Genomic DNA, 22,624 nt, shown 5'->3' with positions numbered 1-22,624 from the left:
CCGAACGCCCGCGTGCGAGGCTGGGCAGATGCAACTCCTTCTGGTCCGCCACGCATTGCCGCTGCGCAGCGAACACGGCGAGGGTGCCGATCCCGACCTGTCCGAGACCGGATTGCAGCAGGTGGCGCGGCTGCCTGAGGCGCTGGCCCGGTTTCCCATCTCTCGTGTCGTCAGCAGCCCGCAACGCCGCGCGATCCAGACCGCCGAGCCGCTGGCGAAGGCTCGCGACCTGAGCATCGATATCGAGGACCGGCTGGCTGAATACGACCGGGACCTGACGTCCTACATTCCGATCGAACAGATCCGAACCGAGTTCCCGCAGGAATGGGCTCGCATGGCGCAGGGGCATCTGCCGTCTGCCGTCGACGAGGACGCGTTCCGTGCCCGGGTTCGCGGCGCGATCGACGACCTGGTGGCTGCCGCCGACCCCGACGAGACCATCGCCGCGTTCAGCCACGGCGGTGTGATCAATGTGGTGCTGCACGAGATTCTGGGGACCGCGCGGTTGCTGTCGTTTCCCATCGACTACGCCTCGGTGACCCGGCTGCTGTTCTCCCGGACCGGGCAGGCGACGGTGGCGACGGTCAACGCGACGGAGCATGTGTGGGATCTGCTGCCCCGAAACCTGCGCGGGTGAGTCGACGATGCGCGGCGCGTAGCGGCGTGCGGAGGAGCGAACCGATCCAGCAGGGGTGAGTCGACGATGCGCGCCGTGTAGCGGCGTGCGGAGGAGCGAACGATTTGATCCTGAGGAGTGAATGGTAAACAAGTGCGGTGACTTCGGTGGACCGACTTGACGGCCTCGAGCTGGCGGCGTTGGACGGGTATCTGCGTTCACTGGACGTCCCGCGCACCGGCGAGCTGCGCGGTGAGTTCATCTCCGGCGGCCGCTCCAATCTGACCTTCCGCGTCTATGACGATGCGACGAGCTGGCTGGTGCGGCGTCCGCCACTGCACGGCCTGACGCCCTCGGCGCACGACATGGCCCGTGAGTTCAAGGTGGTGGCCGCGCTGCAGGACACCGCGGTGCCGGTGGCGCGTGCGATCGCCCTGTGTGAGGACGACACGGTGCTGGGTGCGCCATTCCAGATCGTCGAATTCGTCGACGGGCAGGTGGTGCGCCGGCGCTCACAGCTGGAATCGCTGGGGCGCCGCGCCATCGACGGCTGCGTGGATTCGCTGATCCGGGTGCTCGTCGACCTGCACAGCATCGACCCGGCCTCCGTCGGGCTCAGCGACTTCGGCAGGCCCGACGGCTACCTGGAACGCCAGGTACGCCGGTGGGGCTCGCAATGGGAGCTGGTGCGGTTACCAGAAGACCGCCGCGACGACGACGTCGAACGGTTGCATTCGGCGCTGCAGCAAGCCATTCCGCAGCAGAGCCGGACGTCGATCGTGCACGGCGACTACCGGATCGACAACACCATCCTCGATTCGGAGGACCCGACCATCGTGCGTGCGGTCGTCGACTGGGAGCTTTCGACTCTGGGGGATCCGATCAGCGACGCGGCCCTGATGTGCGTCTACCGGGACCCGGCACTGGACCTGATCATCGACACTCCGGCCGCTTGGACGTCTCCGCTGCTGCCGTCGGCCGATGAGCTGGCCGACCGGTATTCACTGGTGTCCGGGCAGCCGCTGGGCCAGTGGGAGTTCTACATGGCCCTGGCGTACTTCAAGCTCGCCATCATCGCCGCGGGCATCGACTTTCGTCGGCGCATGTCCGAGGAAGCCGACGGGCAGGAGGCGTCCGCCGACGCTCCCGAGGTGGTGGCGCCGCTGATCTCGCGCGGACTCGCCGAGATCGCCAGGCTCACCTAGCGGTGCGCGGCGGTCAGGTTCTTCTTGGCCGCGCGGCGCAGCTGAACGATCCGGGCCGTACCCACGGCAACGGTGATCAGCCCGCCCACGACGGCGGCCAGCAGGATCGCCACTCCCAGCGGCAGCGTCCAGTGCCAGCCGAGGAAGGTGAACGCGGTGGACGCCGTGTTCTGCGCGATGAAGACCAGCAGCAGGATCAGGATCAGGAACCCGACGATCAGCGACGACCACAGCGCACCGGCGCGGGTGAAGGCGGAGGCCTTGTCCTTGGGCAGTGGACGGGACTGCGGCGGCGGCGTCTTGCGGGACGGCGAGTGGTCGGGCCGAGGTGCATCCGGCGGAAGCGAGCCAGGAGAGGTGCTGGTCATGAGTCCATCTTTGACCCATACGGCACGGAATGAAACCAAACCACAGGAAAACTCCTCGCATGCTCGGCTGCGGCGGCATCGCGGCAACGTAGTCTCGTCAGGGTGGAAATGCTGCGGCGGGCAACACTCGCCGCGATTGTGTTGCTGCTCGGATACCCGATTGCGGCGTGCGGCAATCCCGATCCGTTCGGATCCGGCGCGGGTGGCCCCAGGTCCATCGTGGTGGGATCCGGCGACTTCCCGGAATCGCAGATCGTCGCCGAAATCTACGCGCAGGCACTGCATGCCAACGGCTTCGACGTCGGACGGAGAATGGGCATCGGCAGCCGGGAGACGTATATCCCGGCGCTCAAAGACCATTCCATCGACCTGGTTCCGGAGTACATCGGCAATCTGCTGCTCTACTTCGAGCCGGACTCAAAGGCCACCGTTCTCGACGCGGTCGAGTTGCAGCTCTATCAGCGGCTGCCCGGTGACCTCTCCATTCTCACTCCGTCGCCTGCTTCGGATACCGACACCGTCACAGTCACCGCCGCCACCGCCGCCAAGTGGAGCCTCAAGACGATCGGGGACCTCGCTGCGCATTCCGCCGAGGTGCGTTTCGCCGCGCCGTCAGCCTTCGCGACCCGTCCGTCCGGGCTGATCGGGCTCAAGCAGAAGTACGGACTCGATATCAGTTCCGGCAACTTCATGACGATCAACGACGGCGGCGGCCCGGTGACGGTGCGGGCGTTGGTGGACGGATCGGCGACCGCCGCCAACATTTTCAGTACCTCGCCGGCCGTGGTGCAGGATCACCTGGTGGCGCTGGAGGATCCTGAGCACAACTTTCTGGCCGGAAACATTGTGCCGCTGGTTAATTCGCAGAAGAAGTCGGACCGCCTCAAGGAGGTGCTCGATGCGGTCTCGGCGAAGCTGACCACCGGCGGTATCGCCAAACTCAACGCGGCGGTCTTCGGCAACGGTGGCGTCGATCCCGACGAAGCGGCCCGGAAATGGGTGCACGACAACGGTTTCGATCGGCCGATCGAGCGCTGATGTGATCACCTTCGACAACGTCAGCAAGGTTTTCGCCGGCGGCGCAACGGCGGTAGACCGGTTGAGTCTGCATGTGCCGGAAGGCAAGCTGACGGTCTTCGTCGGCTCGTCCGGCTGCGGGAAGACCACCGCGCTACGCATGATCAACCGGATGGTTGATCCCACGTCGGGCACCGTGACCGTCGACGGCAAGGACGTCTCGTCGGTCAGCCCGGTGCGACTGCGCCGCGGCATCGGCTACGTCATCCAGAGCGCGGGTTTGATGCCCCACCAACGGGTTATCGACAACGTGGCCACGGTGCCGGTGCTCTGCGGTCAGTCCCGGCGCGCGGCCCGCGCCGCTGCCTACCAGGTACTCGAACGTGTCGGGCTGAATCCGAAGCTCGCGTCGCGGTATCCCGCGCAACTTTCCGGCGGCGAACAACAGCGGGTAGGAGTGGCACGGGCACTGGCCGCCGACCCGCCGATTCTGTTGATGGACGAGGCATTCTCCGCCGTCGACCCGGTGGTCCGCCACACTTTGCAGAACGAAATTCTGCGGCTGCAAAGCGAATTGCGCAAAACCATCGTTTTCGTCACCCACGACATCGACGAGGCGCTCCGGCTCGCCGACCGCGTCGCCGTGTTCGGATCAGGTGGTGTTCTACAGCAATACGACGAGCCGGCACGGTTGCTCGCCCGGCCGGCCAACGACTTCGTCGCCAGGTTCATCGGCCTCGGGCGCGGCTACCGGTGGCTGCAACTCCTCGACGCGACCGGACTGCCGCTGCATGAGATCCAGCGGATCCCGGCTGCCGGACTGGCGAGTGCCGCACTCCCGGATGGGTGGGCGCTGGTCGTCGACGACGGCGGCGCGGCGCAAGGCTGGATCGATGCCGACGGACTGCGCCGGCACCGCGGCGGCCAACCTTTGACCGAGGCGATGACATCGGTGGGTTCGGTGTTTCACGTCGACGGCAACCTCAGCCAGGCCCTCGATGCGGCGCTGTCGTCGCCGTCGTCGGTCGGTGTCGCCGTCGACCGCGCGGAGAAGGTCGTCGGAGGCGTCCTGGCCACTGACGTGCTGGCCGCGGCCCAGGCGCGCAGACGGGTGCAGGGCTAACCCGATGAACTACCTGCTGACGCATCTGGGCACCGCGTGGGCGCTGACCGTCGTCCATCTGCGGCTGTCGCTGCTGCCTGTGTTGATCGGGCTGGCAATTGCGGTGCCGATCGGTCTGCTGGTGCAGCGCGCGCCGGTGCCGCGCCGGTTGACGACGCTGACCGCGAGCGTCGTTTTCACCATTCCGTCCCTGGCACTGTTCGTCGTGCTGCCGCTGATCATCGGAACACGGATCCTCGACGAAGTGAATGTGATCGTCGCGCTGAGTGCCTACACCACCGCCCTGATGGTCAGGGCGGTTCTCGAGGCGCTGGACGCGGTACCGGCGCAGTTGCGCGAGGCGGCCGTCGCGGTCGGCTACGGGCCGGTGGCCCGGATGCTGAAAGTTGAACTGCCGCTGTCTGTTCCGGTACTGGTGGCCGGCCTTCGGGTGGTGGTGGTGACCAACATCGCGATGGTGTCGGTCGGCTCGGTGATCGGCATCGGCGGGCTCGGCACCTGGTTCACCGCGGGATTCCAGATGAACAAGAGCGAGCAGATCGTCGCCGGCATCATCGCGATGTTCACGCTCGCGGTGGTTGTCGACACGACGATCAGCATCCTCGGCCGTCTGGCGACGCCGTGGGAGCACGGCCGCCGCCTCCGGTCCCCGATCGTCGGTGGCGCCCGATGAACTTCGTCGCACAGGCGGTGTCCTTCCTCACCACCGCGAGCAACTGGACCGGCCCGGCCGGCTTGGCCGCCCGCATCGGCGAACACCTGGAATACACGGCACTGGCCGTGGTCGCCTCGGCCGTCATCGCCCTCCCGGTGGGGTTGGTCATCGGGCACACCGGGCGCGGGCAGTTACTCGTGGTGGGCGCGGTCAACGGACTGCGCGCGTTGCCGACGCTGGGCGTGCTGCTGCTCGGGGTGCTGGTGTACGGGCTGGGACTGGGGCCCCCGATTGTGGCGCTGATGCTGCTGGGCATCCCGTCAGTGCTGGCCGGCGCGTACGCCGGCGTCGCCGGTGTCGATCGGCTGGTAGTCGACGCCGCACGCGCCATTGGCATGGCCGAACACCAGGTGCTGCTGCGGGTCGAGGTGCCCAACGCGTTGCCGTTGATCCTGGGCGGCCTGCGCAACGCGACCCTGCAGGTGGTGGCCACCGCCACAGTCGCCGCCTACGCGAGCCTCGGTGGACTGGGCCGCTACCTGATCGACGGCATCAAAGAGCGCCAGTTTCACATCGCACTCGTCGGTGCGCTGATGGTGGCCGCGTTGGCGCTGATCCTGGACGGGCTGATGGCGGTGGCGGTGTGGGCTTCGGCGCCGGGCAGCGGGCGGCTGAGCTGTAGCAATCGGTGCTGTGATGTCTCAGTTGGGGACAAACCTGCCGCCGTGGACCAACAGGTCCTACGGTAGAGGCGTGACCGCAGCCCCCTCTGAACCGACTCCTAGCGCCTGGCCGCAGATGCTGACCTGGCGTGCGCAGGACATTTCGCGCATGGAATCTGTGCGAATCCAGTTGTCAGGCAAGAGAATCAAGGCCAACGGCCGTATCGTGGCCGCGGCCACCGCAACCAATCCCGCCTTCGGGGCCTTCTACGAACTGCAGACCGACGAGAAGGGCGCGACCAAGCGGTTCGGCCTGACGGTGACGCTCGCCGAGCGGGAACGCCAGCTCGCCATCGCGCGTGACGAAGAGAACATGTGGTTGATCACCGATCATCAGGGGGAGCGACGCTCCGGGTACAACGGCGCCCTGGACGTCGACCTGGTGTTCAGTCCGTTCTTCAACGCACTGCCTATCCGGCGGCTCGGTATTCACGAGCGGGCGGACTCCGTAGTCCTGCCGATGGTCTACGTGAATGTGCCGGAGATGACCGTCGACGCGGCGACCGTCAGCTACACCAGTGAGGGCCGGCTGGATGCGATCAAACTGCGGTCGCCGGTGGCTGACACCACCGTGGTCGTGGACGCCGACGGGTTCATCGTCGACTATCCAGGGTTGGCAGAGCGGATCTGATCACCCCGCCGGCCCGGCCGGCCGCGGCTAGCTGCTGGCGCCATCCGTCGGCGCCCACGACGACGGTGACGATGTCGGAGCGCGGGAAGCTCTCGTAGCGCGTGCGCGCGGCGTGACCCTCATCGACCAGGTCGGCTACCGAGCCGTTGTGCGCCAGTGACTCGCGGGCGCGTCCGAGTAGTTCGATGATCCGGTCGGTGGCTGGCGTCAGCTGGCTGGTGTTGGCCTCACACATCGCCCGCACCAGGTCCGGCGCCGTGCCCGCCACCCGGGTCGCGTCCCGGAACGAGCCCGCGGCCAGTGCGAACGCCAGCGGAACCTCGGCGGCGGTGATCGCCAGCGCCTCGGCGAGTAGGTGCGGCAGATGCGAGATGGCGGCCGCCGCGGCGTCGTGCTCGTCGGATTTCGCGGGCACCACCACCGCCCCGCAGTCCAGGGCCAGCTCCGTCACCATCGTCCAGACGTGTGGGTCGACGTGGTCGTCCACACTGACCACCCAGGGCGCCCGGTTGAACAAGCCGCCGTGGCCGGCCGTCCAGCCCGAGTGCGCGGTGCCGGTCATCGGGTGGCCCCCGACGAAGCGCGTTAGCAGGCCGGCGGCAATAACCTCGTCGAGTACCGCCTTCTTGACGCTGGTGACATCGGTCAGGGGGCAGTCCGGGGCCAGGTCGCCGATGTGGGCCAGCATGCCGGGCAGCGCCGGCATGGGCACGGCCAGCACGATCAGGGCGTCCTTGGCGGCGGCACGGGCCAGGGTGGCGCTGAGGTCGGTGGAGGCGTCGAACCCGTCGGCCTGGGCGCCGTGCGCGCCTTCCACCGAACGGTTGTAGCCGAATACTTCACGGCCCGCCCCGGCAGCGGCCCGCATAATCGAACCGCCGATCAGACCCAGCCCCAGAATGCACACCGGTGTCTTCCCCACAGTGCAAGGTTGGCACAGGTCGACCGGCGACGGATCGCTTGGGACCGCTTCATCTGGCCACCGGCCAGGTCAGGGACTAGCGTAGGCGGCCATGGGAGCACAACGGGCTTCAGCAGCAGGCCCGTCCACGGACACCCCCGACGGCTTCGGCGTCGCGGTCGTACGCGAAGAGGGCAAGTGGCGCTGTGCGCCACTGGGCCCTAGAGCGCTGACCAGTTTGTCGGCCGCCGAGACCGAACTGCGGGAGCTGCGAAGTTCGGGCGCCGTCTTCGGCTTGTTGGACGTCGACGATGAATTCTTTGTCATCGTGCGTCCGGCGCCATCCGGGACCCGGTTGCTGCTCTCTGATGCCACCGCCGCGCTGGATTACGACATCGCCGCCGAGGTGCTGGACAGCCTGGATGCCGAGATCGATCCCGAAGATCTCGAGGAGGCCGAACCGTTCGAGGAGGGCGACCTGGGGTTGCTGTCCGATATCGGGCTGCCCGAGGCGGTGCTGGGGGTCATCCTCGACGAGACCGACCTCTATGCCGACGAGCAACTCGGCCGCATCGCTCGCGAGATGGGGTTCGCCGAGCAGCTGTCGGCGGTGATCGACCGTCTCGGTCGGTGATTCGCCGGTCGGTGATGGCTTCCGACGAGGAGCTGATCCGCGCCGCGTTGGCGGTCGCTAGGACCGCCGGACCTCGTGACGTGCCGATCGGCGCCGTCGTCGTCGGACCCGACGGGGCCTTGTTGGCTCAGGCGGTCAATGCCCGCGAAGCCGACGGCGATCCCACCGCCCACGCGGAGATCCTGGCGTTGCGGCAGGCCGCGCGCGAGCTGGGCGACGGGTGGCGGCTGGAAGGCGCGACGCTGGCGGTCACCGTCGAACCGTGCACCATGTGCGCTGGGGCGTTGGTGCTGGCCAGGGTGGCTCGGCTGGTATTCGGCGCCTGGGAGCCCAAGACCGGCGCGGTCGGCTCGCTGTGGGATGTGGTGCGCGATCGCCGGCTCAATCATCGGCCCGAAGTTCGTGGTGGGGTGCTGGCCTCGGAGTGCGCCGCGCCGCTCGAGGAGTTCTTCGCCCGGCAGCGATTGGGGTGAGCGGCGGGTGGTTCGGTAAGCTGCTCGGCGGTGGCGTGTCCGAGCGGCCTAAGGAGCACGCCTCGAAAGCGTGTGACGGCTAAAACCGTCCGAGGGTTCAAATCCCTCCGCCACCGCCATGTGATGAGTCGCGTCATCGGTTACAGATTCCCCGGCCATCGGCCGGGGTTTTTCTGTTGGTGAGGCCCGTCCCTGTGGCCGGGTCGATGGGCTGGCTGCTCAGGGTGATGGGTTTTCACCGAGCAGGGCTCGGAGCCGGTGAGGTGGCGGCCAGAAGTCCGAATTCGGCGGTGGTGCTAGGAGCTGCGGACGCGGCTCATCCGTCGTCTGCCCAGGTGTCACCAATGACCTCGTCTATCACTGTGTCGTGAACACTTACCCTTCGCTTGATCCGGGACTCGGCTGGTGTCGACGGTCGTAGCTACGTCAGCTCGACGGCTTGCTGACACGCCATCACTGTCCCCCCCATGCCGGCCACCGCGTCGACCAGTCCTCCCGAGCAGGGTGAGGTTCCTGGACCCGACGCAGCGTCTCTGCGTGCGCACCTCATATAAACGGGGCGCCCGCGAGGCTTGAGACGGAAATGTCGTATCCGCGACATTTCCGAAGTATTTGATAAAAATTACTCTCACGGGCGACAAACAAGGCTCAATGAATACGGCAAATCGCCAATCTTGGTGGCGCCGAAATCGGTCACAAAAGACCCACCCAAGACATCCGCGGCTCATCTGAGACGCTCGAAAAGATAGTGCATAACATGGCTATCTAGCAGCACAGATGAAAATCTTGTGATCTATATCGCAACTAAAAAATCATGAGTAGGGTGCGCTCTGAGTGCCATTTCTCCTGGCCTCGTCTCTTCATATTCTGGCCGCGACTAAGGGGTTGTCTGATGTCTTTCGTTTTCGCTTCTACGGATTCCCTGAGTGCGGCTGCTGGAAATCTAGCCACGATGGGTGCGGGCCTGAGGCAAGCCAACCTGGCGGCTTGGGGGGCGACGGCGGAGGTGCTGCCGGCGGCGGGTGATGAGGTGTCGGCGGCGATCGCGGAGCTCTTCGGTTCGCTTGGTCGGGAGTATCAGGTGGCGGGCGCGCGGGTGGCCGTGTTCCATGACGACTTCATCCGGATGCTGACTGCGAGCGCGGGTACATACGGGTTGGCTGAGGCGGCTAATGCGGGGCCGCTGCAGGCCGTAGAGCAGCAGATCTTGGGGGTAATCAACGCTCCTACTCAGGCGCTACTCGGTCGTCCACTGATCGGTAATGGTGTTGATGGAGCGCCGGGAACAGGGCAGGCCGGCGGTGCCGGCGGTCTCCTGTGGGGCAACGGCGGCAATGGTGGGTCCGGATCAACAGGACTCAATGGCGGAGCTGGTGGTGCTGCCGGCCTCGTCGGTACCGGCGGTGTCGGTGGCGCCGGTGGCGCCGGTGCGGTCGGCATGGCGGGCGGAGTTGGTGGCGCCGGTGGCAGCGGCGGCTGGTTGTGGGGTGCAGGCGGCGCCGGCGGTGTCGGTGGCGCCGGGGGTATCGGTGGTGGCTCGGGCGGCATCGCCGGTAACGGCGGGGCCGGTGGCGTCGGTGGTGTGGCGCGCTCGTTGTTCTTCGGGGCCGGTGGGGCCGGCGGCGCCGGCGGAGTCGGCGGCCACGGTGGGGCTGGCATGGATAGCGCAGCACCAGGCGCCGTGGGCGGTACGGGTGGCGTGGCTGGCAGTGGTGGCGCCGGCGGTGTCGGCGGTGGCAGCGGATCGCTGTTGTTCGGCGCGGGTGGCACGGGTGGGGCCGGCGGGGCTGGCGGCGCAGGTGGTGGCGGCGGTGCTGGCGGCGGTGGCGTTGGGCTTGGTATTGCCGGGGGCACTGGCGGGGACGGCGGCGCGGGAGGCGCTGCGGGGGCGGGGGGCGCAGGTGGCTCGGGTGGCCTGCTGCTGGGTAACGCCGGCGGACAGGGAGTCGGCGGGGCTGGTGGTGATGGTGGCGTGGGTGGCACCGGTGGCGTCGGTGGCGCGGGTGTGGACAACAGTGCGTTGGCCGGGGTGGCTGGTGGTGTCGGCGGAACCGGTGGTGCCGGCGGTGTCGGCGGCAGCGCCGGTGCCGGTGGCGCCGGGTCGGTGACCGGAGCGGCGGGTAAGTCGGGCTCGGGCGGCACGGGTGGCGCTGGCGGTGGCGGCGGTGCGGGCGGCTTCGGGGCGAATGCGGCCACGGCCGGAGGCACCGGCGATGCGGGTGCCGCCGGTGGCCACGGCGGTGCTGGTGGTGCCGGTGGCGCCGCGGGTGCTGGTGCTGGCGGGGTGCAGGGCGCGGGTGGTGCCGGTGGCGGCGGTGGTGTGGGTGGTCATGGCGGTGCCGGTGCCGCGGGGGTGGACAACAGCGCGCTGGCCGGTGTGGCCGGCGGGACCGGCGGGACCGGTGGTGCCGGCGGCCAGGGTGGCGATGCCGGTGCTGGTGGCGCCGGGTCGGTGACCGGTGCAGCGGGTAAGTCGGGTTCGGGTGGTACGGGTGGCGCTGGTGGTGGCGGCGGTGCGGGTGGCTTCGGGGCGAATGCGGTCACGGCCGGAGGCACCGGCGATGCGGGTGCCGCCGGTGGCCACGGCGGTGCCGGTGGTGCCGGTGGCGCCGCGGGTGCCGGTGCTGGCGGGTCTCAAGGCGCGGGTGGTGCCGGTGGCGGCGGTGGTGTGGGTGGCACCGGTGGTGTCGGTGGTGTGGGTGTGGATAACACTGCGGTGCAAGGGGCCGCTGGTGGTGTCGGCGGCACTGGTGGTGCCGGTGGTGTCGGCGGCGACGCGGGTGCTGGCGGCGCCGGGTCGACCGTGGGTGCGGCGGGTAAGTCGGGCGCCGGTGGCACCGGTGGCGCCGGTGGTGGCGGCGGTGCGGGCGGCTTCGGGGCGAATGCGGCCACGGCCGGAGGCACCGGCGATGCGGGTGCCTCCGGTGGCCACGGCGGTGCTGGTGGTGCCGGTGGCGCTGCAGGTGCTGGTGTGGGCGGGGTCCAGGGCGCGGGCGGGGCCGGCGGCGGCGGCGGTGTGGGCGGCACCGGTGGTGCCGGTGGCGTGGGTGTGGATAACAGTGCGGTGCAAGGCGCCGCCGGTGGGGTCGGCGGCACGGGTGGTGCTGGCGGCCAGGGTGGTGACGCCGGTGCTGGTGGCGCCGGCTCGGTGAGCGGTGCGGCCGGTAAGTCCGGCTCGGGCGGTGTCGGTGGTGGTGGTGGCGGCGGCGGTGCCGGCGGTTTCGGGGCGAATGCGGCCACGGCTGGAGGCACCGGTGAGGTGGGTGCTGCGGGTGGTCAGGGCGGTGCCGGTGGTGCCGGCGGCGCTGCCGGTGCCGGGACCGGCGGGGTCCAGGGCGTCGGCGGTCTCGGTGGTGATGGCGGTGTGGGCGGTAAGGGCGGGACCGGCGGGGCCGGTGTCGATAGTGCGGTGCAGGGGGCTACTGGAGGGGTCGGCGGCACCGGTGGTGCTGGTGGTGTCGGCGGTAACGCCGGGGTGGGTGGTGCCGGCTCGACGGTCGGTGCCGCGGGTAAGTCGGGCTCCGGCGGCACCGGTGGCACCGGTGGTGTCGGTGGTGGCGGTGGCTTCGGTATTGGTGGGGCCCCGGAGGGCGGGGCCGGGTTTACCGGCGGCGCCGGCGGGGCGGGTGGCACGGGTGGTGCCGGTGGGGCTGCGGGTGCCGGGACCGGCGGGGTCCAGGGCGCTGGTGGTCTCGGTGGTGATGGCGGTGTGGGCGGCAAGGGCGGCACCGGTGGGGCCGGTGTCGATAGCGCGGTGCAAGGCGCTGCGGGTGGGGTCGGCGGCACCGGCGGTGCGGGTGGGGTCGGCGGTAACGCCGGGGTCGGTGGCGCCGGCTCGAGCGTGGGTGCGGCCGGCAAGTCCGGCTCCGGTGGCACCGGTGGCACTGGCGGTGTCGGCGGGGCCGGTGGCTTCGGTATCGGTGGCGCCCCCGAAGGCGGGTCCGGGTTCACCGGTGGCGCTGGCGGGGCGGGTGGCACCGGGGGTGTGGGTGGCGCCGCCGGTGGCGGGACCGGTGGGGTGCAGGGCGCCGGCGGTGCCGGTGGTGATGGTGGTGTGGGTGGCACCGGTGGCTTCGGTGGCGCCGGGCGGGATAACAGTGGGTTGGCCGGGGTGGCCGGTGGCATCGGCGGCACCGGTGGTGCCGGCGGTGTCGGTGGTGACGCCGGTGCTGGTGGCGCCGGCTCGACCGCGGGTGCGGCGGGTAAGTCGGGTTCCGGTGGCACCGGTGGCACCGGTGGTGTCGGCGGTGCCGGTGGCTTCGGTATCGGTGGGGCCCCCGAGGGCGGGGCCGGGTTTGCTGGTGCCGCGGGCGGGGCCGGTGGCACCGGGGGTGTCGGTGGCGCTGCGGGTGCCGGGACCGGCGGGGTGCAGGGTGCTGGTGGTGTCGGTGGTGACGGTGGTGTCGGTGGCGGCGGGGGCGCCGGGGGCGCCGGGGCGGATAACAGTGCGTTCGCCGGGGTGGCCGGTGGCATCGGCGGGGCCGGTGGGGCCGGTGGCGCGGGTGGTGACGCCGGTGCTGGTGGCGCCGGCTCGGTGAGCGGTGCGGCGGGCAAGTCCGGTGACGGTGGTGCCGGCGGTGGTGGTGGTGGCGGCGGTGCCGGCGGTTTCGGGGCGAATGCGGCCACGCCCGGAGGCACCGGAGAGGTGGGTGCCGCCGGTGGCCAAGGCGGTGCCGGTGGTGCTGGTGGCGCTGCCGGTGCCGGGACCGGCGGGGTCCAGGGTGCTGGTGGTGCCGGGGGCGGCGGCGGTGTGGGCGGCACCGGTGGTGCCGGTGGCGTGGGTGTGGATAACAGTGCGGTGCACGGTGTCGCTGGTGGGGTCGGCGGCACCGGTGGTGCCGGCGGTGTCGGTGGTGACGCCGGGGCTGGTGGTGCCGGCTCGACCGTGGGTGCAGCCGGTCAGTCTGGTGATGGCGGTGTCGGTGGCGCTGGTGGTGTTGGTGGTGGCGGTGGTTTCGGGGCGGTTGGGGCCACGCCCGGGGCCACTGGTGAGGTGGGTGCCGCGGGTGGCCAGGGCGGTGCTGGTGGTGCTGGTGGCGCTGCGGGTGCCGGGACCGGCGGGGTCCAGGGTGCTGGTGGTGCCGGGGGCGGCGGTGGTGTGGGCGGTCACGGCGGTGCGGGTGCGGCCGGGCTCGATAACAGCGCCTATCAGGGTCTTTACGGCGGTCAGGGTGGTGACGGTGGTGCCGGCGGTGTCGGTGGCGCCGCCGGTGCCGGCGGCGCCGGCTCGACCGTGGGTGCAGCGGGTCAGTCTGGTGATGGCGGTGTCGGTGGCAGCGGTGGTGTCGGCGGGACGGGTGGCTTCGGCGCGGCCGGGGCGGCTGGCGGCGGCACCGGTGGTGAGGGCGCTGCGGGTGGCCAGGGCGGCTTTGGTGGTGCCGGTGGGGCTGCGGGTGCCGGGACCGGCGGGGTCCAGGGCGCTGGTGGTCTCGGTGGTGATGGCGGTGTGGGCGGCAAGGGCGGCACCGGTGGGGCCGGTGTCGATAGCGCGGTGCAAGGCGCTGCGGGTGGGGTCGGCGGCACCGGCGGTGCGGGTGGGGTCGGCGGTAACGCCGGGGTCGGTGGCGCCGGCTCGAGCGTGGGTGCGGCCGGCAAGTCCGGCTCCGGTGGCACCGGTGGCACTGGCGGTGTCGGCGGGGCCGGTGGCTTCGGTATCGGTGGCGCCCCCGAAGGCGGGTCCGGGTTCACCGGTGGCGCTGGCGGGGCGGGTGGCACCGGGGGTGTGGGTGGCGCCGCCGGTGGCGGGACCGGTGGGGTGCAGGGCGCCGGCGGTGCCGGTGGTGATGGTGGTGTGGGTGGCACCGGTGGGTTCGGTGGCGCCGGGCGGGATAACAGTGGGTTGGCCGGGGTGGCCGGTGGCATCGGCGGCACCGGTGGTGCCGGCGGTGTCGGTGGTGACGCCGGTGCTGGTGGCGCCGGCTCGACCGCGGGTGCGGCGGGTAAGTCGGGTTCCGGTGGCACCGGTGGCACCGGTGGTGTCGGCGGTGCCGGTGGCTTCGGTATCGGTGGGGCCCCCGAGGGCGGGGCCGGGTTTGCTGGTGCCGCGGGCGGGGCCGGTGGCACCGGGGGTGTCGGTGGCGCTGCGGGTGCCGGGACCGGCGGGGTGCAGGGTGCTGGTGGTGTCGGTGGTGACGGTGGTGTCGGTGGCGGCGGGGGCGCTGGGGGCGCCGGGGCGGATAACAGTGCGCTGGCCGGGGTGGCCGGTGGCATCGGCGGGGCCGGTGGGGCCGGTGGCGCGGGTGGTGACGCCGGTGCTGGTGGCGCCGGCTCGGTGAGCGGTGCGGCGGGCAAGTCCGGTGACGGTGGTACCGGCGGCACCGGTGGTTTCGGTGGTGCGGGTGGCTTCGGGGCGGCCGGGTCCGGGGCCGGAGTCATCGGTGATGCCGGTGCCGCGGGCGGGGCCGGTGGCACCGGTGGTGTCGGTGGCGCTGCCGGTGCCGGGACTGGCGGGGTCCAGGGTGCTGGTGGTGTCGGTGGTGACGGTGGTGTCGGTGGCGGCGGGGGCGCCGGGGGCGCCGGGGCGGATAACAGTGCGTTGGCCGGGGTGGCCGGTGGCATCGGCGGGGCCGGTGGTGTGGGTGGCGCGGGTGGTGACGCCGGTGCTGGTGGCGCCGGGTCGGTGACCGGTGCGGCGGGTCAGTCGGGCTCTGGTGGTGCCGGTGGCGCTGGTGGTGTTGGTGGTGGCGGTGGTTTCGGGGCGGTTGGGGCCACGCCCGGGGCCACTGGTGAGGTGGGTGCCGCGGGTGGCCAGGGCGGTGCCGGTGGTGCTGGTGGCGCTGCGGGTGCCGGGACCGGCGGGGTCCAGGGTGCTGGTGGTGCCGGGGGCGGCGGTGGTGTGGGCGGTCACGGCGGTGCGGGTGCGGCCGGGCTCGATAACAGCGCCTATCAGGGTCTTTACGGCGGTCAGGGTGGTGACGGTGGTGCCGGCGGTGTCGGTGGCGCCGCCGGTGCCGGCGGCGCCGGCTCGGTGACCGGTGCGGCCGGCAAGTCCGGTGATGGCGGTGTCGGTGGCACCGGTGGTGTCGGCGGGACGGGTGGCTTCGGCGCGGCCGGGGCGGCTGGCGGCGGCACCGGTGGTGAGGGCGCTGCGGGTGGCCAGGGCGGCTTTGGTGGTGCCGGTGGGGCTGCGGGTGCCGGGACCGGCGGGGTCCAGGGCGCTGGTGGTCTCGGTGGTGATGGCGGTGTGGGCGGCAAGGGCGGCACCGGTGGGGCCGGTGTCGATAGCGCGGTGCAAGGCGCTGCGGGTGGGGTCGGCGGCACCGGCGGTGCGGGTGGGGTCGGCGGTAACGCCGGGGTCGGTGGCGCCGGCTCGAGCGTGGGTGCGGCCGGCAAGTCCGGTTCCGGTGGCACCGGTGGCACTGGCGGTGTCGGCGGGGCCGGTGGCTTCGGTATCGGTGGGGCCCCCGAAGGCGGGTCCGGGTTCACCGGTGGCGCTGGCGGGGCGGGTGGCACCGGGGGTGTGGGTGGCGCCGCCGGTGGCGGGACCGGTGGGGTGCAGGGCGCCGGCGGTGCCGGTGGTGATGGTGGTGTGGGTGGCACCGGTGGGTTCGGTGGCGCCGGGCGGGATAACAGTGGGTTGGCCGGGGTGGCCGGTGGCATCGGCGGCACCGGTGGTGCCGGCGGTGTCGGTGGTGACGCCGGTGCTGGTGGCGCTGGCTCGACCGCGGGTGCGGCGGGTAAGTCGGGTTCCGGTGGCACCGGTGGCACCGGTGGTGTCGGCGGTGCCGGTGGCTTCGGTATCGGTGGGGCCCCCGAGGGCGGGGCCGGGTTTGCTGGTGCCGCGGGCGGGGCCGGTGGCACCGGTGGTGTCGGTGGCGCTGCGGGTGCCGGGACCGGCGGGGTCCAGGGTGCTGGTGGTGTCGGTGGTGACGGTGGTGTCGGTGGCGGCGGGGGCGCTGGGGGCGCCGGGGCGGATAACAGTGCGTTGGCCGGGGTGGCCGGTGGCATCGGCGGGGCCGGTGGGGCCGGTGGCCAGGGTGGTGACGCCGGTGCTGGTGGCGCCGGCTCGGTGAGCGGTGCGGCGGGCAAGTCCGGTGACGGTGGTACCGGCGGCACCGGTGGTTTCGGTGGTGCGGGTGGCTTCGGGGCGGCCGGGTCCGGGGCCGGAGTCATCGGTGATGCCGGTGCCGCGGGCGGGGCTGGTGGCACCGGTGGTGCTGGTGGCGCTGCCGGTGCCGGGACTGGCGGGGTCCAGGGTGCTGGTGGTGTCGGTGGTGACGGTGGTGTCGGTGGCGGCGGGGGCGCCGGGGGCGCCGGGGCGGATAACAGTGCGTTGGCCGGGGTGGCCGGTGGCATCGGCGGGGCCGGTGGTGTGGGTGGCGCGGGTGGTGACGCTGGTGCTGGTGGCGCCGGGTCGGTGACCGGTGCGGCGGGTCAGTCGGGCTCTGGTGGTGCCGGTGGCGCTGGTGGTGTTGGTGGTGGCGGTGGTTTCGGGGCGGTTGGGGCCACGCCCGGGGCCACTGGTGAGGTGGGTGCCGCGGGTGGCCAGGGCGGTGCTGGTGGTGCTGGTGGCGCTGCGGGTGCCGGGACCGGCGGGGTCCAGGGTGCTGGTGGTGCCGGGGGCGGCGGTGGTGTGGGCGGTCACGGCGGTGCGGGTGCGGCCGGGCTCGATAACAGCGCCTATCAGGGTCTTTACGGCGGTCAGGGTGGTGACGGTGGTGCCGGCGGTGTCGGTGGCGCCGCCGGTGCCGGCGGCGCCGGCTCGACCGTGGGTGCAGCGGGTCAGTCCGGTGATGGCGGTGTCGGTGGCACCGGTGGTGTCGGCGGGACGGGTGGCTTCGGCGCGGCCGGGGCGGCTGGCGGCGGCACCGGTGGTGAGGGCGCTGCGGGTGGCCAGGGCGGCTTTGGTGGTGCCGGTGGCGCTGCGGGTGCCGGGACCGGCGGGGTCCAGGGCGCTGGTGGTCTCGGTGGTGATGGCGGTGTGGGCGGCAAGGGCGGCACCGGTGGGGCCGGTGTCGATAGCGCGGTGCAAGGCGCTGCGGGTGGGGTCGGCGGCACCGGCGGTGCGGGTGGGGTCGGCGGTAACGCCGGGGTCGGTGGCGCCGGCTCGAGCGTGGGTGCGGCCGGCAAGTCCGGTGACGGTGGCACCGGTGGCACTGGCGGTGTCGGCGGGGCCGGTGGCTTCGGTATCGGTGGCGCCCCCGAAGGCGGGTCCGGGTTCACCGGTGGCGCCGGCGGGGCGGGTGGCACCGGGGGTGTGGGTGGCGCCGCCGGTGGCGGGACCGGCGGGGTCCAGGGCGCCGGCGGCGCTGGTGGTGATGGTGGTGTGGGTGGCACCGGTGGGTTCGGTGGCGCCGGGCGGGATAACAGTGGGTTGGCCGGGGTGGCCGGTGGCATCGGCGGCACCGGTGGTGCCGGCGGTGTCGGTGGTGACGCCGGTGCTGGTGGCGCCGGCTCGGTGACCGGTGCGGCGGGTAAGTCCGGTTCCGGTGGCACCGGTGGCACCGGTGGTGTCGGCGGGGCCGGTGGCTTCGGTATCGGTGGGGCCCCCGAGGGCGGGGCCGGGTTTGCTGGTGCCGCGGGCGGGGCCGGTGGCACCGGTGGTGTCGGTGGCGCCGCGGGTGCCGGGACCGGCGGGGTCCAGGGTGCTGGTGGTGTCGGTGGTGACGGTGGTGTCGGTGGCGGCGGTGGCGCCGGGGGCGCCGGGGCGGATAACAGTGCGCTGGCCGGGGTGGCCGGTGGCATCGGCGGGGCCGGTGGGGCCGGTGGCCAGGGTGGTGACGCCGGTGCTGGTGGCGCCGGCTCGGTGACCGGTGCGGCGGGTCAGTCGGGCTCTGGGGGTGTCGGTGGCGCTGGTGGTGTTGGTGGTGGCGGTGGTTTCGGGGCGAATGCGGCCACGCCCGGGGCCACTGGTGAGGTGGGTGCCGCGGGTGGCCAAGGCGGTGCCGGTGGTGCTGGTGGCGCTGCGGGTGCCGGGACCGGCGGGGTCCAGGGTGCTGGTGGTGCCGGGGGCGGCGGTGGTGTGGGCGGTCACGGCGGTGCGGGTGCGGCCGGGCTCGATAACAGCGCCTATCAGGGTCTTTACGGCGGTCAGGGTGGTGACGGTGGTGCCGGCGGTGTCGGTGGCGCCGCCGGTGCTGGTGGCGCCGGCTCGACCGTGGGGGCGGCCGGCAAGTCCGGTGATGGCGGTGTCGGTGGCACTGGTGGTGTCGGCGGGACCGGTGGCTTCGGCGCGGCCGGGGCGGCTGGCGGCGGCACCGGTGGTCAGGGCGCTGCGGGTGGCCAGGGCGGCTTTGGTGGTGCCGGTGGGGCTGCGGGTGCCGGGACCGGCGGGGTCCAGGGCGCCGGCGGTCTCGGTGGTGATGGCGGTGTGGGCGGCAAGGGCGGCACCGGTGGGGCTGGTGTCGATAGTGCGGTGCAAGGCGCCGCGGGTGGGGTCGGCGGCACCGGTGGCGCTGGTGGGGTCGGCGGTAACGCCGGGGTCGGTGGCGCCGGCTCGACCGTGGGTGCCGCCGGCAAGTCCGGTGACGGTGGCACCGGTGGCACTGGCGGTGTCGGCGGGGCCGGTGGTTTCGGTATCGGTGGGGCTCCTGAGGGCGGGTCCGGGTTTGCTGGTGGCGCTGGCGGGGCGGGTGGCACTGGTGGTGTCGGTGGCGCCGCCGGTGGCGGGACCGGCGGGGTCCAGGGCGCCGGCGGTGCCGGTGGTGACGGTGGTGTCGGTGGCACCGGCGGCACCGGTGGGGCCGGGATCGATAACAGCGCCTACCAGGGTCTTTACGGCGGTCAGGGTGGTGACGGTGGTGCCGGCGGTGTCGGTGGCGCCGCGGGTGCCGGTGGCGCCGGCTCGACCGTGGGGGCGGCCGGCAAGTCCGGTGATGGTGGTGTCGGTGGCACTGGTGGTGTCGGCGGGACGGGTGGCTACGGGTCGGCCGGGTTGGCCGGCGGCGGCACCGGCGGTGAGGGTGCTGCGGGTGGCCAGGGCGGCTTTGGTGGTGCGGGTGGCGCTGCCGGTGCCGGGACCGGCGGGGTCCAGGGCGCTGGTGGTCTCGGTGGTGATGGCGGTGTGGGCGGTAAGGGCGGCACCGGCGGGGCCGGTATCGATAGCGCGGTGCAAGGCGCCACTGGTGGGGTCGGCGGCACCGGCGGCACTGGTGGTGTCGGCGGTAACGCCGGGGGTGGTGGCGCCGGGTCGGTGACCGGTGCGGCGGGTAAGTCGGGCTCTGGTGGCGCCGGTGGCACTGGTGGTGTCGGCGGGGCCGGTGGTTTCGGTATTGGTGGGGCCCCTGAGGGCGGGTCCGGGTTTGCTGGTGGCGCCGGCGGGGCGGGTGGCACCGGTGGTGTGGGTGGCGCTGCGGGTGCCGGGACCGGCGGGGTGCAGGGCGCCGGCGGGGCCGGTGGTGACGGTGGTGTCGGTGGCACCGGCGGGTTCGGCGGCGGCGGCCGGGATAACAGTGGGTTGGCTGGGGTGGTCGGTGGGGCCGGCGGCACCGGTGGCGCCGGCGGAGTCGGCGGTGACGCCGGAGCTGGTGGCGCCGGGTCGGTGACCGGTGCGGCCGGTAAGTCCGGCTCGGGTGGCACCGGCGGCACCGGTGGTTTCGGCGGTGCGGGCGGTTTCGGGGCGGCCGGGTCCGGGGCCGGAGTCATCGGCGATGCGGGTGCCGCGGGTGGTCAGGGCGGTGCCGGTGGTGTCGGTGGCGCTGCCGGTGCTGGGACCGGCGGGGTCCAGGGCGCCGGCGGTATTGGTGGCACCGGCGGTGTGGGTGGTCACGGCGGCGCGGGTGCGGCCGGGATTGATAACAGTGCCAACCAGGGCCTCTATGGCGGTCAGGGTGGCGACGGTGGCGCCGGTGGCCAGGGCGGTGCAGCGGGTGCCGGTGGTGCCGGTTCGGTGACCGGTGCGGCCGGCAAGTCCGGTGACGGCGGCACTGGTGGCACTGGTGGTGTCGGCGGTGCGGGTGGTTTCGGGGCGGCCGGATCCGGGGCCGGAGTCATCGGCGATGCGGGTGCCGCGGGTGGCCAGGGCGGTGCTGGTGGGGCCGGTGGCAACGCCGGTGCCGGTACCGGCGGCACTAACGGCAGTGGCGGCATCGGTGGCAACGGCGGCATCGGCGGCAAGGGCGGCAACGGCGGCAGCGGAGTCGGTTCATTCGTCGCCGGTGGTAACGGCGGCGTGGGTGGCGCGGGCGGTAATGCGGGTGCAGGGGGCGCCGCGGGTAGCGGCGGCACCGGCGGCATTGCGGGCAACGCGGGTACCGGCGGCACTGGCGGCGGGGGCGGTGCTGGTGGTGCGGGCGATAACGGCGCTGGCGTGGGCGGCCAGGCCGGGTTTGCCGGTGGGTTTGGTGGTGCCGGCGGCGCTGGTGGCAGCGCCGGTGCCGGGGGTGTCAACGGCAACGGCGGCGATGGCGGGGTCGGCGGTGCGGGCGGCATGGGTGGCGTGAGCCTGACCACGGCCGGTGCTGGTGGCGCCGGCGGCAACGGTGGTGCCGGGGGCGCGGCTGGCGGCGGTGTTGGTGCGGCGGGTCTCGGCGGTGATGGCGGTAATGCCGGAACGGGCGGCAAGGGCGGCGACGGCCTCAGCGGCGGGTTCAATTCCGGTGTAGCGGGTGGCAAGGGCGGCACCGGTGGCGCAGGTGGCACCGGCGGCAACGCCGGCGGCCCTGGCGGCGTCAACGGTGACGGCGGCGCAGGTGGTGCCGGCGGGCTGGGCGGGGCTGGTGGCTCAAGCAACGGCGTGGCCGGGGTCGGTGGTGCCGGAGGTACCGGCGGCGCCGGTGGCGCTGCAGGCACGAACTTGTCGGGCGGCGCAGGTAACGGCGGTGACGGCGGCGCAGGTGGTGCCGGCGGGTTCGGCGGCGCGGGTATCGACGGCAGTGGGACGCTGGGCGCCAGTGGCGGTGCCGGTGGGAGCGGCGGCACCGGCGGGCAAGCGACCAGTGCTGCCGGCATCGCCGGTGACGGTGGGGCCGGCGGCGGCGGCGGCATCGGCGGAGCTGCCGCCAATGGCAGCAACGGCGGTTTTGGTGTCCCAGGTGGCAGCACCGGCGGCGTCGGCGGCGCCGGCGGTAACGGTGGTGCCGGAGGGGGTATCGGCGGACGTAACGGTGACGGTGGCTACGGCGGCGCAGGGGGCCGCGGTGGTGACTCCGTGCTGCCCCCAAGCGGCATCCGTCAGAATGGCGGCGACGGCGGCGCTGGCGGTGCGGCCGGGTCGGCCGGTTCCAACGGTGCCAGCGCCGCGGGCATCGACGGCCACGGCGGTACCGGCGGCGACGGCGGCAACGGAAGCACGGGCGGCGCGGGTGCCAATGGTGGAAGCCCAGGAGCTAACGGCGGCTTTGGCTCCCAAGGCGGCAACGGCGGAAAGGGTGGCGCCGGCGGCGCCGGCGTGAACGGGGTCGGCGGCGGCAATGGTGGCAAGGGCGGCGCGGGCGGCACCGGTGGTACCGGTGGTGCCGGTGCGGCGGGCAGTGATGCAATCAACCCCCAGGCTGGCGGTGCCGGTGGCACCGGCGGCTCGGGTGGTTTCGCCGGGGCAGGTGGTACCGGCACCGATGGCGGGGCCACGGGAGCAACCGGGACATACGGCAACGGCGGCGTCGGAGGGGCAGGTGGTAACGCGGGTCACCCGACGACGGCTGGCGGCCAGACCGGCGTTGTCGGCGGCCGGGGCGGCAACGGTGGCTTCGCATTCGGGAACGGAGTCGGCGGCGCCGGAGGTAAGGGCGGCACCGGCGGCAACGGCGGCAGCGGAGCGATCTTCATCAACGGCGGGACCGCTGGCGCTGGTGGAGCTGGCGGTACCGGTGGCGGAACAGAGTGGGGCGTCGGCGGTGTCGGTGGCACCGGCGGCACCGGCGGCATCGGCGGCAACGGTGACAATCTCTTCACGGTCGGTGGCCCCGGTGGAGCCGGCGGTCGAGCCGGTGATGGTGGTGCCGCCACCGCAGGGGGCACCGGAGGTGGCGGTGGTACGGGCGGAGTCGGTGGCCTGGGCGGCAACGGCAAGTTGGGCGGATCAGGCGGCGACGGCGGAAATGGCGGCAACGGCGGCACGGGAGTCATCGGTGGCTTTGGCGGCGCCGGCGGGGCCGGTGGCCCCGGTGGGAAGGGCGCGGGCGGAAGTCCTTCCGATTCCGGCAACCCCGGCCAACCAGGTCTGAATGGCTGAGGCAGTTCCCATCGACCGGCGAAAGTGAAAGGAGGCTGACGCTCTTCCCGATCCGTCAAACGCGAGAACTCCGCAAACCACCGAGGCTCATCTCAGTCCGACAGAGAAAGGAACCATCCATGAGCACTCCTCGGCGGAATGGGCAATGTGTCCAACGCGATCTGGGACG

The 22,624-nt window shown here is 72.6% G+C and carries 12 protein-coding genes and 1 tRNA gene; 11 read left to right on the top strand and 2 right to left on the bottom strand.

Annotated elements, in window-relative coordinates; translation table 11 throughout:
* The first annotated feature begins 28 nt into the window (after positions 1-28).
* Together QXH22_RS27090 and QXH22_RS27085 are read left to right on the top strand one after the other, a co-directional pair.
* On the top strand, positions 29-637 hold the full coding sequence (locus QXH22_RS27090; protein ID WP_306246854.1) for a histidine phosphatase family protein: 609 nt from the start codon (positions 29-31) through the stop codon (positions 635-637).
* A gap of 137 nt (positions 638-774) precedes the next feature.
* Positions 775-1,821 (top strand): phosphotransferase family protein, encoded by a 1,047-nt coding sequence (locus tag QXH22_RS27085; protein ID WP_306246856.1) that lies wholly within the window; start codon positions 775-777, stop codon positions 1,819-1,821.
* On the opposite strand, the gene QXH22_RS27080 is transcribed toward QXH22_RS27085, so the two are convergent.
* The gene (locus tag QXH22_RS27080; protein WP_306246858.1) at positions 1,818-2,189 is read right to left on the bottom strand and encodes a lipopolysaccharide assembly LapA domain-containing protein; all 372 of its coding nucleotides are present in this window, start codon (positions 2,187-2,189) and stop codon (positions 1,818-1,820) included. The genes QXH22_RS27085 and QXH22_RS27080 overlap by 4 nt on opposite strands.
* A 108-nt stretch (positions 2,190-2,297) precedes the next feature.
* Here QXH22_RS27080 and QXH22_RS27075 point away from each other — a divergent pair, with 108 nt between their 5' ends.
* From QXH22_RS27075 to QXH22_RS27055, 5 genes are read left to right on the top strand one after another with little or no spacing between them, the layout of a single operon-like run.
* On the top strand, positions 2,298-3,227 hold the full coding sequence (locus QXH22_RS27075; RefSeq protein WP_306247939.1) for an ABC transporter substrate-binding protein: 930 nt from the start codon (positions 2,298-2,300) through the stop codon (positions 3,225-3,227).
* 1 nt (position 3,228) lies between these two features.
* Positions 3,229-4,329, top strand: a complete 1,101-nt coding sequence (locus QXH22_RS27070; protein WP_306246860.1) for an ABC transporter ATP-binding protein — start codon at positions 3,229-3,231, stop codon at positions 4,327-4,329.
* 4 nt (positions 4,330-4,333) lie between these two features.
* Complete coding sequence (locus tag QXH22_RS27065) at positions 4,334-5,002, top strand: ABC transporter permease (RefSeq protein ID WP_306246862.1); 669 nt, start codon at positions 4,334-4,336, stop codon at positions 5,000-5,002.
* Positions 4,999-5,733 (top strand): ABC transporter permease, encoded by a 735-nt coding sequence (locus tag QXH22_RS27060; RefSeq protein WP_306246864.1) that lies wholly within the window; start codon positions 4,999-5,001, stop codon positions 5,731-5,733. Before QXH22_RS27065 ends, QXH22_RS27060 begins: the two co-directional genes overlap by 4 nt.
* Before the next feature lie 4 nt (positions 5,734-5,737).
* Positions 5,738-6,337 carry a putative glycolipid-binding domain-containing protein gene (locus QXH22_RS27055; RefSeq protein WP_306246866.1) on the top strand — a complete coding sequence of 200 codons (600 nt, stop codon included), beginning with the start codon at positions 5,738-5,740 and terminating at the stop codon, positions 6,335-6,337.
* On the opposite strand, the gene QXH22_RS27050 is transcribed toward QXH22_RS27055, so the two are convergent.
* Positions 6,300-7,244 (bottom strand): prephenate dehydrogenase, encoded by a 945-nt coding sequence (locus QXH22_RS27050; RefSeq protein ID WP_306247941.1) that lies wholly within the window; start codon positions 7,242-7,244, stop codon positions 6,300-6,302. The genes QXH22_RS27055 and QXH22_RS27050 overlap by 38 nt on opposite strands.
* Positions 7,245-7,350: 106 nt before the next feature.
* On the opposite strand from QXH22_RS27050, the gene QXH22_RS27045 reads away from it, so the two are divergent.
* The 4 genes from QXH22_RS27045 to QXH22_RS27030 all read left to right on the top strand — a co-directional run bounded on the left by QXH22_RS27045 (position 7,351) and on the right by QXH22_RS27030 (position 22,455).
* Positions 7,351-7,872 carry a tRNA adenosine deaminase-associated protein gene (locus tag QXH22_RS27045; protein ID WP_306246868.1) on the top strand — a complete coding sequence of 174 codons (522 nt, stop codon included), beginning with the start codon at positions 7,351-7,353 and terminating at the stop codon, positions 7,870-7,872.
* 14 nt (positions 7,873-7,886) lie between these two features.
* Complete coding sequence (locus QXH22_RS27040) at positions 7,887-8,345, top strand: nucleoside deaminase (protein ID WP_306247943.1); 459 nt, start codon at positions 7,887-7,889, stop codon at positions 8,343-8,345.
* A gap of 29 nt (positions 8,346-8,374) precedes the next feature.
* Positions 8,375-8,464 (top strand) — tRNA-Ser (locus QXH22_RS27035).
* 833 nt (positions 8,465-9,297) lie between these two features.
* Positions 9,298-22,455, top strand: coding sequence for a PE family protein (locus QXH22_RS27030; RefSeq protein ID WP_371934325.1), 13,158 nt, complete (start codon positions 9,298-9,300; stop codon positions 22,453-22,455).
* Positions 22,456-22,624 lie beyond the last annotated feature (169 nt).

Origin of the sequence: Mycobacterium sp. TY814 (genome assembly GCF_030755175.1) — a bacterium.
In the GTDB taxonomy this organism is placed as follows: Bacteria; Actinomycetota; Actinomycetes; order Mycobacteriales; family Mycobacteriaceae; genus Mycobacterium.
This window is presented reverse-complemented; position numbering and strand designations above follow the sequence as displayed.